Here is an 11156-nt window from a genome sequence, read left to right on the forward strand (position 1 = left end):
AGCGAAGCACCGAGTGGCTTGGCCAGTGGGTTTGATATGCGAGACGCTCGGTGTCTCACGCAGCGGCTTTTACGCATGGTTGAGCAGACCCAAGAGCCTACGCAGCCAAACCGATGAGGTCATGGGCACGCTGGTGCGTCAAAGCTTCCTTGGCAGCGACAGGACCTATGGAGCACGACGTGTGTGGCATGACGTCCTGGCCTTGGGTCACAACTGTGGCCTGCATCGGATTGAACGTCTCATGCGTGAGCAGGCTTTGCGGGCACGCCCCAGGCGCCGTGGACTTCCACAAGACCGAGGCCAGCGCATTTTGTCGAAATATCTGACTCGGCTGCTCACGTTAACCCATGTGAAAGCCAGGCTGCCTATTCCCCACTGATTAAAAGCGGCAGTGTCCGGGCCTGTGTTGAAAGAAAGTCACCGCACACTCCCTCTAATTTTTTTGACATTATTGGCCCCAGCCCTCAAAAAAATATGCGTAAGGAGCTATCGAATAGATAGCAAAAAAATCAACTAACGGACTCACCAACAGTGGATAAACCATGCCCAGTGCATTCACCTTGACCAACTGCCCCCCATGTCGGCCCATTCGAAGCCGGCAGGGCCTCCGAGATACCTATCGAGTTCATCTCGTTAAACTTGGTCTTCCGCTCAGGAGCTCTCCGTGACCCTCGATTTCCAACCGCTTGCAAACGCCATCGCTCAACTCGAAAAAAGCTTGGCGTATGCCCACTCGCCCGCCGCGCTGGCAGATCCGGGCTTGCGTGAGCAGCTGCGCAATTCAGTCATCCAGTGCTTTGAGTTCACCTACGAATTGAGCTGGAAAATGCTCAAGCGCTACTTGGAAGCGACCGAAGCCAGCCCCGCAGAGTTGGACTTGGCAACGTTTCAAAGCCTGATTCGCCTCGGCAATGAGCGCGGGCTTTTGAAGTCAGACTGGAATGCGTGGAAGACTTACCGGCAAGCGCGCACTGACAGCAGCCATACCTACGATGCGGCCAAGGCAGAGGCGGTGTTCGGTGTTGCGCCTCAGTTTCTGGACGAAGCCAAAGTGCTGCTAACTAACCTGCAACGCCGAAGCGCCTGACTATGTCTATGCTGCTGGAGCCTCCGATACAGCTATCCGCCTCGGATTGGCAAGAAGTGCAGCGCGTCTTGTGCCAGGAATTGCCTCATACCGAAATCTGGGCGTTCGGCTCCCGTGCGCGGCGAACTGCCAAGCTTTATTCGGATTTGGACTTGGTCGTCGTTCAAGAGCAACCCCTATCTCTCGAAACCTTGGCAAACCTGCGTCACGCCTTAGACGCTTCCGATCTGAGCATACGGGTGGACGTGGTGGACTGGGCTGCAATCAGCGAGAGCTTTCGTAACATCATTGCGCAAGACAAAGTGCTAGTGCAACCAGCACACCCCGCCCATCACAAGCAGGGATAAACCGTCCCCAGCGCATTCACCACCACCAGCTGCACCGGCATGTCGGCCTCGTAGAGATCGGCATTGCGTTTGAGTTCGGTGGTGTACAGGTTCTTGGCCATGCTGGGCTCCAGGCGGCGGCCGTTGAGGCAGATGCTGGCGCTGGCACCGGCACGCACCGCTTGGCTGTGCGCCTCCAGCGCGCCTTCCATGACGCCGACCAGGTAGTAATCGGTGTAGGTGCTGCCTTGCTTTTCCGTCTTTTCCAGCGTCCGCATTTCGCGGATCGTCATGGCTTGGGCAGTCGAAGCAACGACGAGGCACAGGGCGAGCAGAGCAGCCGAGTACCGCAGGGTAGAGAAGATGTTGGAGGTAGGTGTGGTGCGCATGGGGATTGGTCGTCCTGATGCGCCCATTCTTACTTCAATCGCATTTCCGCCGCACGTGCATGGGCTTGCAGGCCCTCGCCATGGGCCAGTACCGAGGCGATCTGGCCCAGGCCTTGGGCGCCCTGCTCGCTCACCTCGATGAGGCTGCTGCGCTTCTGAAAGTCATACACGCCCAGCGGGCTGCTGAAACGTGCAGTGCCACTGGTGGGCAGCACGTGGTTGGGTCCGGCGCAGTAGTCGCCCAAGCTCTCAGACGTATAAGCGCCCAGGAAGATGGCGCCGGCGTGCTTGAGCAATGGCTCCCAGCGGTGCGGGTCGTTGCTGGAGACTTCCAAGTGCTCCGGCGCAATGCGGTTGCTGATGTCGCAGGCCTCTTCCATGCTGCGGGTCTGGATCAGTGCGCCACGGCCGGTGAGGCTTTTGGCAATGATCTCGGCACGCGGCATCTCATTCAGCAGGCGGTTGATGCTCTGTTGCACTTGCTCGATGTAGGCCGCGTCCGGGCACAGCAAGATGCTTTGCGCCAGCTCGTCGTGCTCGGCTTGGCTGAACAAATCCATCGCCACCCAGTCCGGCGGAGTGGTGCCGTCGGCCAAGACCAGAATCTCGCTAGGGCCGGCAATCATATCGATGCCCACGGTGCCGAACACGCGGCGCTTGGCAGCGGCCACATAGGCGTTGCCGGGGCCGGTGATTTTGTGCACCGCAGGGATGGTGGCAGTGCCATAAGCCAAAGCAGCCACGGCTTGTGCGCCACCGATGGTGAAGGCGCGGGTCACGCCGGCCACGTAGGCGGCGGCCAGCACCAGCGCATTCTTCTCGCCCTTCGGCGTAGGTACCACCATGATGATTTCGCCAACCCCTGCGACGTGGGCAGGGATGGCGTTCATCAACACGCTGCTGGGATAAGCCGCCTTACCGCCGGGCACATAGATGCCCACGCGGTCCAACGGCGTGACCTTTTGGCCCAAGAGCGTGCCGTCTTCGTCGCGATAGGTCCAGCTCTCACCGGAAGCCTTCTTTTGTGCTTCGTGGTAGCTGCGCACGCGCTTGGCGGCGGCCTCCAGCGCAACGCGCTGGTCTGCGGGAATGCTGTCGAACGCAGCCTTGAGCTCAGCTTGGGTCAGCTCCAGCGCCCTCATGTCCGTAGCGCTCAGGCCATCGAAACGGGCGGTGTACTCCAGCACGGCGGCATCACCACGCTGCTGCACGTCAGCCAGGATGTCGGCCACACGCTGCTCAATAGCGGCGTCGGTGTCCGCAGACCAATGCAGGCGAGCCTTGAATTCAGCCTCAAAAGTGCCGCTAGCGGTGGATAGACGTGCGGGAGCAGCTACAAAAGTCATAGCAAACGGATTTCCGGAGTTATTGGCCTACGGCGCCGGCAAAGGCGTCGATGATCTTGCGGATAGGTTCTTGTTTGAGCTTGAGAGCAGCTTGGTTCACCACCAGGCGGGAACTGATGTCCATGATGCGCTCCACTTCGACAAGGTGGTTGGCCTTGAGCGTGTTGCCGGTGGAGACCAGATCCACAATCGCATCGGCCAGGCCGACCAAGGGTGCAAGCTCCATGCTGCCGTAGAGCTTGATCAGATCCACGTGCACGCCCTTGCTGGCAAAGAAGTCACGGGCAATGGCCACGTATTTCGTTGCCACTTTCAGGCGGGAGCCCTGCTTGACGGCGGATGCATAGTCAAAGTCGGCACGCACGGCCACGCTGATGCGGCACTTGGCAATTTGCAAGTCCAGCGGCTGGTACAAGCCTTGGCTGCCATGCTCCAAGAGCGTATCTTTACCGGTGATACCCAAATCAGCACCGCCGTATTCCACGTACGTGGGCACGTCAGTGGCACGCACCACCAGCACGCGCACGTTGGGCTGGTTGGTTTCCAGAATCAGCTTGCGGGACTTTTCGGGATCGTCCAGCACCTCAATGCCCGCGGCTTTGAGCAGCGGCACGGTTTCTTCAAAAATGCGGCCTTTGGACAGGGCCAGGGTGATCATGTCTGCGCTCATGGCGGGCTCTCGGGGTTGCGTGCGCCTCAGGCGGACTGGGCTGCCCATTCAGCGGGCGAGAAAGTTTTCATGGACAAGGCATGCACCTCATCGGTTTGCATGCGGTTGCCCAAGGTGGCGTACACCAAGCGCTGACGCTGCACGAGGCGCTTGCCTTCGAATTCAGGCGACACGATAGTGGCGTACCAGTGGCGGCCATCGCCTTCGAGCGCGCAATGGTCGCAGGCGAGGCCGGCGGTGATGATGGCTTGGAGTTGGTCTGCGGTCATAGGAATCTCAGCTGCGGATTTTGTAGCCGCTGCGCAGCAATTGAAGGGCAATCAGGCTCACCACCACTGTGGCTCCGCCGACCACAGAAACGCTCATCCACGGGGACACGTCGCTGATGCCGAAGAAGCCGAAGCGGAAGCCGTCGATCATGTAGAAAAACGGGTTGAAGTGGCTCACACCCTGCCAGAACACCGGCAAGGAATGAATGGAATAAAACACTCCGCTCAAGAACGTCATGGGCATGACCACGAAGTTCTGGAAGGCGGCGAGCTGGTCGAACTTCTCCGCCCACAGGCCTGCAATCAGGCCCAGTGCGCCCATCAAGGTAGCGCCCAGCACCGCGAACACCAGAATCCACAGAGGCGCCGCATAGCTCATGGGCGCAAAAAATGCGGCCACCACAAACACACCGAGCGCCACCACCAAGCCGCGAATCACGGCGGCACCCACATAAGCCACAAACCAGTTGAAATACGACAGCGGTGTCAGCAGCAGGAACACCAAGTTGCCCATGACCTTGCTCATGATGAGCGAGGACGAGCTGTTGGCAAATGCGTTTTGCAACAAGCTCATCATGGCCAAGCCAGGTACCAAAAAGGCGGTATAGCTGACTTGGTCGTACACCTTCACATGGCTTTCCAGCGCGTGACCGAAGATCAGCAGGTACAGCATGGCGGTAAGCACCGGCCCGGCAATGGTTTGGGCCGCCACCTTCCAGAAGCGCAGGGTCTCTTTGTAGAGCAGGGTTTGCCAGCCGTTCATGCCTGTGCTCCTTGCTGGTTCATCACGTCGAGGAACACATCCTCCAGATCGGCTTTGCGAATTTCGATGTCTTCCACCGTCACCCCGGCTTCGCGCACGGCAGCGAGGTAGTTTTCGATTTCCAGCGCGTTGTTGGCCGGCAGTTGGACGATACGACCGGTAATGCGCGCACGCGCAGCCAAATCCGCAGGCAATGTGTCCGCCGTTTTGAAGCGCAGCACGTTGCTGCTGGCGGCCTTGAGCAAATCGCTGGTTTTGTCCAGCGCCACAATACGGCCGGTCTTAAGCATGGCAATGCGCCCGCACAAGGCTTCGGCCTCTTCCAGGTAATGGGTGGTCAGCAACACGGTGCTGCCTTGCTTATTGAGGTTGGCCACAAACTGCCACAAGGTCTGGCGCAGCTCCACATCCACGCCGGCGGTGGGCTCGTCCAGCACGATGACGGGCGGTTTGTGCACCAAGGCCTGCGCCACCAGCACGCGACGCTTCATGCCGCCTGAGAGTTGACGCATATTGGCGTTGGCTTTGTCGGCCAGCCCCAGACCTTCGAGCAACTCATCGACCCAAGCGTCGTTATTCGTCAGGCCAAAGTAACCGGACTGGATGCGCAACATTTCGCGCACATTGAAAAATGGATCGAACACCAGCTCCTGCGGCACCACGCCCAGCTTGCGGCGGGCGTCGGCGTAATCGGCTTCCACATCGCTGCCCAGCACATGCACCGAGCCGCTGCTGGGGCGAGACAAGCCCGCCAACATGCTGATCAGGGTGGTTTTACCCGCTCCATTCGGGCCGAGGAGACCGAAAAATTCGCCCTCTTCAATGTTAAGACTGACGTTGTCGACGGCCTTGAAGGTCGTGCCTTTCGGCCCCTTGGGCGAGGGATACGTCTTGGAGATGGATTGGAAGGAGATGGCGGGCATAAAGAACCCGCGATTTTACGCTGCCGCCCTCAGGCGGGCTTGAGGAGAGCGTCAATCCCGTACAAGGCGGCCAGGTCACGCAGCCGGGCGGGGAGTTTTTGTACCGCAAACATTTTGCCGGCCTTGGCGCATTCGCGTCGCAGCTCCAGCAACACAGCCAGTGCCGAAGAATCAAAACGCTGCAAGCGCTCACCATCCACCACCACCGTGGCCGCTTCATGTTGCAAGCCCGCACGCAGTTCGGACAGACAGGCCGGAGCCACTTCGTGGGTCATGGTGGTGGGCAGGTTCAGCACATCAGCCTTTCTTGGCGTTGGCCTTGTTTTGTTCCGCCAAAGCGTCAATCAAACCATCGACGCCCTTGGCATTGATCTGCTGGGCGAACTGGCTGCGGTAGGTTTCCACCAGCCACACGCCCAGCACGTTCAGGTTGTAAATCTTCCAACCGGCACCCACGCCCGGTGTTTTTTCCAGGCGGTAGTCCAACTGGATCGGGTCACCCTTGCCTTTGATTTCGGTACGAACGATGACTTCTTTATCCTCAGGCGCGGCGCGCAGGGGCTTCATGGCAATCGTTTGGTCGCTCACCTGGGCCAAAGCACCTGCATAGGTGCGCACCAGCAGAATCTTGAATTCGTCCTGCAAGCGCTTTTGCTGCTCAGGCGTCGCTTGGCGCCAGCCCGGGCCCACGGCAGACGCGGTCATGCGCTGGAAGTTCACGTTGGGCATGATGCGGGTGTCCACCAGTGCAACCACTTTGGCAAGGTCCCCAGAGCGGTAGCTCTTGTCCGCTTTGATGGTGTCCAGCACATCCACCGACAGGCGCTTGATGAGCCCATCAGGAGCCTCATCCTCGGCATGTGCCATAGGAGCAAATACAACACCCGCCGCCAACAGCAGCGAACCGGCACATCCCAAAAACCCGCGTTTACTAAACATTGTTATTCCCATCAAACGAGTGCAAATTATGCACACCGTGCGGCAAGTCTGCATCCGCAGGCCACAACCTTACGGCTCTAGGGGCTCCTCGTCCGGCGGATTGCCGTCATAGACCTGATTGCGCTGGCGTTGCAGATAGCTGTCACGTATAAAAGAATACCGGTCCAGCGCAGCGCCATTGATCACGCCCTCAGAATCCAAAAACGTGGAGCGGGTATCCACCACATCCACCACGGTGAGCCCGGTGCGGGTACCTTCATCCGCCACTTGATTCACCAGATTGCCTTGGCGGTCTACGGGAAATGCCGCCACTTCACGCAAGGTGTACGGCCCGAGCAGTGGCAGCACCACATAAGGCCCGGCCCCTACTCCCCAGCGGCCCAAGGTGGTGTTGAAGGTGGCGGGGTGCTTGTCGATACTCAAGTCACTGGCCACATCAACCAAGCCGCCCAGACCGATAGTGGTGTTCACCATCACACGCCCCACGCTGTCACCAAAGGCCTGACCCCTCAGAGCCAAGGCATGGTTGACCACCGACCACATGTCGTCGAGATTGGCGAAAAAATTGTTGATTCCGGTACGCGCCCACGAGGGCAAGGTTTGTTTGTAGGCCGTGGCCACCGGTTTCAATACCGCACGGTCCACCGCATCGTTGAACCCAAAAACGGTACGATTCATGGACTCCAACGGATCGCGCGGATCAGGGTTCGACACCGTCGCACACCCTTGCAAAGTAGCAGCCAATGCCAGCAAAACCAGCCAACGCATAGGGAGACGCATCATTTCTCAGACTTGTCAGAAGGGCCGTCTGCAGCCTTGCTGTAGAGGAACTGGCTGATCAGGTTCTCGAGCACCACCGCGCTTTGGGTGGTGCTGATCACATCGCCAGCCGCCAAATTGGCCGAGTCGGCACCGGCTTCAATACCGATGTACTGCTCGCCCAACAAACCGCTGGTCAAAATTTTGAGCGAACTGTCTTTGGGAAACACGAAGCGCTTGTCCATGGACAGCTGCACCTTGGCCTGAAAGCTCTTGTCATCGAAGCCGATGGACTCCACCCGGCCCACCACCACACCGGCACTCTTGACCGCCGCCTTGGGCTTGAGGCCGCCGATGTTGTCGAATTTGGCACTCACCGGGTAGCCCTTGTCCACGCTGAAGGTCAACAGATTGGCCGATTGCAGGGCCAAAAACACCAACGCCGCTGCGCCCAGCAACACAAACAACCCGACCCACACATCGTTTTTGGAACGTTGCATTCTTCTTCCCCTAAATACTGAACATCATGGCCGTGAGGACAAAGTCCAAGGCCAGCACGGTAAGCGATGCCACCACCACGGTGCGGGTCGTGGCACGGGCCACGCCCTCGGGCGTGGGCTGCGCCTCAAACCCCTGCAGCAGCGCAATAAAGCTCACCGCAAAACCAAAGACCACGCTCTTGATGACACCGTTACCCACATCCACCCACGCATCCACCCCACTCTGCATCTGGCTCCAGAAGGCACCGGAGTCGATACCGATCATGGGCACGCTGACCACCCAACCGCCCAACACGCCCACGGCGCTGAACACCGCTGCCAAGATGGGCATGGCGATCACCGCACCCCAGAAGCGCGGCGCCAGGATGCGCGACACAGGGTCCACCGCCATCATCTCCATGGCGCTGAGTTGTTCACCGGCCTTCATGAGGCCGATTTCTGCGGTCAAGGAAGTACCCGCACGCCCTGCGAACAAAAGCGCTGTCAGCACCGGCCCGAACTCCCGCACCAGGCTCAGGCTGATCAGCATGCCCACAGAGTCCGCCGCGCCGAAGCGCTGCAAACCGTAGTAATACTGCAAGCCCATCACAAAGCCGACAAACACACCAGACACCGCAATGATGGCCAGCGAATAGTTGCCCATGAAATGGATCTGGTCACGCAGCAACGCAGGACGGCGCAACACGGCGCCCAAAGACCACACCAGACGCCCCAGCAAACGGGCGCCGGCCCCCAAGTCTGCGAGCTTGCTGCGCACGGCGAACCCCAGCTCGGCAGGATGCAAAAACCTCATCGCGCAGCCTCCGCAGAAAAATCCGCATCCACCGGCACGGCCGGATAGTGAAAGCGCACCGGGCCTTCCGGCAAGGCATTCACAAACTGGTGCACCAGCGGGTCGGTGCTGTCGCGCACCTCTTGCGGCGTTCCTTGCGCTGCGATCTTGCCGTTGGCCAACACAATCACCTGGTCGGCGATATGGAAGGTTTCTTCCAGGTCATGCGACACCACGATGCTGGTCAGCCCCATGGCGTCATTGAGTTGGCGGATGAGCCGCGCTGCGGTTCCAAGGGAAATCGGATCCAGGCCGGCAAACGGCTCGTCGTACATCACCAACTCGGGGTCCAGCGCAATCGCACGCGCCAAGGCCACGCGGCGCGCCATGCCACCGGAGACTTCGGAGGGCATCAAATCCCGCGCACCCCGCAAGCCCACGGCGTTGAGTTTCATGAGCACGATGTCCCGGATCAGCGCTTCCGACAAACCGGTGTGCTCCCGCAGGGGAAAGGCCACGTTGTCAAACACGCTCAAATCGGTGAACAAAGCCCCGAACTGGAACAACATACCCATGCGACGGCGGGCTGCGTAGAGCTCTGCGGCGCCCATGCGAGACACGTCCTGGGGCACATCGCCCGCACTCGGGCCGTGCAGCAGAACCTGGCCGGCCTGCACCCGGTTTTGGCCACCGATCAGGCGCAGCACCGTGGTTTTTCCACCGCCGGATGCGCCCATTAAGGCGGTGACTTTGCCGCGTGGCACGGTCAACGACACGCCATCCAGAATGCGGCGCTCGCCGTATCCGAACGACACGTTTTTCAGTTCAACCAGAGCAGAGGAAGGAGTGGAGGCCATAAAAGCAAGAAGGCCGGGATGTGCCCGGCCTTGGAATGATAAAGGGGAAAACCCTTATCAGCGTGGCAGTTCGGTAAAGCCCATCAAGAACTCGTCGACTGCGCGCGCTGCTTGACGGCCTTCGCGGATCGCCCACACCACCAAGGATTGGCCGCGGCGGATATCGCCAGCCGCAAACACCTTGGGCACGTTGGTGGCGTAGCCGCCTGTGAAGTCAGTCGTCGCCTTGGCGTTGCCACGGGCGTCTTTGTCGATGCCAAAAGACTCCAACACGGTTGCGACCGGGTTCACAAAGCCCATGGCCAGCAGCACGAGATCGGCCTTCAGCACTTTCTCCGTACCGGGCACATCCACCAACTTGCCATCCTTGAACTCGACTTGCACGGTCTTGAGACCCGTGACCTTGCCTTTTTCGCCAATGAATTCCTTGGTGGAAATGGCGAACACGCGCTCACAACCTTCTTCATGGCTGGAGCTGGTGCGCAGCTTCAGCGGCCAATAAGGCCAGGTGAGCGGACGGTTTTCTTCAGCTGGAGGCTGGGGCATCACCTCAAACTGGGTCACGCTGACCGCGCCGTGGCGGTTGGAGGTACCCACACAGTCAGAGCCGGTATCGCCACCGCCAATAACGATGACGTGCTTGCCATCTGCGCGCAACTGGTTCTTCAGCTTGTCGCCAGCGTTCACCTTGTTCTGCTGGGGCAGGAACTCCATGGCGAAGTGGATACCGTCCAGATCGCGGCCGGGCACTGGCAGGTCGCGGGACTGCTCGGAACCGCCGGTCAGCAGCACCGCGTCGAAATCTTTCTTGAGCTGCTCGGGAGAAATGGTTTCCTTGGCCCAGTTGGTGACCTTGGAGCCCTTGGGCATGTCACCTACCAGCACGCCAGTGCGGATGGTCACACCTTCGGCGGCCAGCTGCTCAGCGCGGCGGTCGATGTGGGACTTTTCCATCTTGAAGTCGGGAATACCGTAGCGCAGCAGGCCACCGATGCGGTCGTTCTTTTCGAACAAGGTGACGTCGTGGCCGACGCGCGCCAATTGCTGGGCCGCCGCCATGCCAGCGGGGCCGGAGCCCACCACGGCAACCTTCTTGCCGGTCTTGACCTTGGCGGGCTGGGGGGTGACCCACCCTTCGGCCCAGGCGCGGTCGATGATGGCGTGCTCAATCGACTTGATGCCCACCGCTTCTTCGTTGACGTTCAGGGTGCAGGCTGCCTCGCAAGGTGCGGGGCAGATGCGGCCGGTGAACTCGGGGAAGTTGTTGGTGCTGTGCAGCGTGTCGATCGCGGCCTTCCAGTCCTTGCGGAAGACGAGGTCGTTGAAGTCCGGAATGATGTTGTTGACCGGGCAGCCGTTGTTGCAGAACGGCGTGCCGCAGTCCATGCAGCGCGCAGCCTGCTTGTTGGCCTGCGCGTCGTCCAGACCGATAACGAACTCTTTGTAGTTCTTCAAGCGCTCGGTAACAGGCTTGTAGCCCTCTTCGATGCGCTCAAACTCCATGAAGCCAGTGACTTTTCCCATGATGTACGTCCTTGTGCGTTAGATCAGACGGG

General features: G+C 59.8%; 15 protein-coding genes and 1 pseudogene. 3 read left to right on the forward strand and 13 right to left on the reverse strand.

What is annotated here, in order from left to right; genetic code table 11:
• From FDM28_RS00005 to FDM28_RS00015, 3 genes and pseudogenes are all read left to right on the forward strand, one after another.
• Positions 1–307 (forward strand): annotated as a pseudogene (locus FDM28_RS00005) (IS3 family transposase); the annotation flags it as partial.
• Positions 308–664: 357 nt separating this feature from the next.
• Positions 665–1087: an HI0074 family nucleotidyltransferase substrate-binding subunit gene (locus tag FDM28_RS00010; RefSeq protein ID WP_138511819.1), complete on the forward strand. Its 423-nt coding sequence runs from the start codon at positions 665–667 to the stop codon at positions 1085–1087.
• Between the two features lie 2 nt (positions 1088–1089).
• The gene (locus FDM28_RS00015) at positions 1090–1434 is read left to right on the forward strand and encodes a nucleotidyltransferase family protein (protein ID WP_138511820.1); all 345 of its coding nucleotides are present in this window, start codon (positions 1090–1092) and stop codon (positions 1432–1434) included.
• Here FDM28_RS00015 and FDM28_RS00020 read toward each other — a convergent pair.
• From FDM28_RS00020 to FDM28_RS00080, 13 genes are all read right to left on the reverse strand, one after another.
• Complete coding sequence (locus tag FDM28_RS00020; RefSeq protein WP_138511822.1) at positions 1419–1802, reverse strand: Rap1a/Tai family immunity protein; 384 nt, start codon at positions 1800–1802, stop codon at positions 1419–1421. The two genes, FDM28_RS00015 and FDM28_RS00020, sit on opposite strands and share 16 nt — an antisense overlap.
• A gap of 29 nt (positions 1803–1831) precedes the next feature.
• Complete coding sequence (gene hisD, locus FDM28_RS00025; RefSeq protein WP_138511825.1) at positions 1832–3148, reverse strand: histidinol dehydrogenase; 1317 nt, start codon at positions 3146–3148, stop codon at positions 1832–1834.
• 19 nt (positions 3149–3167) lie between these two features.
• Positions 3168–3806, reverse strand: a complete 639-nt coding sequence (gene hisG / locus FDM28_RS00030) for an ATP phosphoribosyltransferase (protein ID WP_138514139.1) — start codon at positions 3804–3806, stop codon at positions 3168–3170.
• Positions 3807–3844: 38 nt separating this feature from the next.
• Complete coding sequence (locus FDM28_RS00035) at positions 3845–4087, reverse strand: BolA family protein (RefSeq protein ID WP_138511827.1); 243 nt, start codon at positions 4085–4087, stop codon at positions 3845–3847.
• A gap of 7 nt (positions 4088–4094) precedes the next feature.
• Complete coding sequence (locus tag FDM28_RS00040; protein WP_138511829.1) at positions 4095–4850, reverse strand: ABC transporter permease; 756 nt, start codon at positions 4848–4850, stop codon at positions 4095–4097.
• The gene (locus FDM28_RS00045; RefSeq protein ID WP_138511831.1) at positions 4847–5773 is read right to left on the reverse strand and encodes an ABC transporter ATP-binding protein; all 927 of its coding nucleotides are present in this window, start codon (positions 5771–5773) and stop codon (positions 4847–4849) included. Before FDM28_RS00045 ends, FDM28_RS00040 begins: the two co-directional genes overlap by 4 nt.
• A 29-nt stretch (positions 5774–5802) precedes the next feature.
• The gene (locus FDM28_RS00050) at positions 5803–6069 is read right to left on the reverse strand and encodes an STAS domain-containing protein (protein WP_138511833.1); all 267 of its coding nucleotides are present in this window, start codon (positions 6067–6069) and stop codon (positions 5803–5805) included.
• A gap of 1 nt (position 6070) precedes the next feature.
• Entirely contained in the window at positions 6071–6712 is a 642-nt protein-coding gene (locus tag FDM28_RS00055; protein ID WP_138511835.1) for an MlaC/ttg2D family ABC transporter substrate-binding protein, read from the reverse strand.
• A 69-nt stretch (positions 6713–6781) separates the two neighbouring features.
• A complete protein-coding gene (locus FDM28_RS00060; protein ID WP_138511837.1) occupies positions 6782–7495 on the reverse strand; it encodes an MlaA family lipoprotein in 714 nt (237 codons plus the stop codon).
• Positions 7492–7971, reverse strand: a complete 480-nt coding sequence (mlaD, locus tag FDM28_RS00065; RefSeq protein WP_138511839.1) for an outer membrane lipid asymmetry maintenance protein MlaD — start codon at positions 7969–7971, stop codon at positions 7492–7494. The genes FDM28_RS00060 and mlaD overlap by 4 nt, the downstream gene beginning before the upstream one ends.
• Before the next feature lie 10 nt (positions 7972–7981).
• Positions 7982–8764: a lipid asymmetry maintenance ABC transporter permease subunit MlaE gene (mlaE, locus tag FDM28_RS00070; RefSeq protein WP_138511841.1), complete on the reverse strand. Its 783-nt coding sequence runs from the start codon at positions 8762–8764 to the stop codon at positions 7982–7984.
• Complete coding sequence (locus FDM28_RS00075) at positions 8761–9600, reverse strand: ABC transporter ATP-binding protein (RefSeq protein ID WP_138511843.1); 840 nt, start codon at positions 9598–9600, stop codon at positions 8761–8763. Before FDM28_RS00075 ends, mlaE begins: the two co-directional genes overlap by 4 nt.
• Before the next feature lie 57 nt (positions 9601–9657).
• Positions 9658–11124, reverse strand: a complete 1467-nt coding sequence (locus FDM28_RS00080; protein ID WP_138511845.1) for a glutamate synthase subunit beta — start codon at positions 11122–11124, stop codon at positions 9658–9660.
• Positions 11125–11156 lie beyond the last annotated feature (32 nt).

Origin of the sequence: Rhodoferax bucti (assembly GCF_005876985.1) — a bacterium.
Taxonomy (GTDB): domain Bacteria; phylum Pseudomonadota; class Gammaproteobacteria; order Burkholderiales; family Burkholderiaceae_C; genus Allorhodoferax; species Allorhodoferax bucti.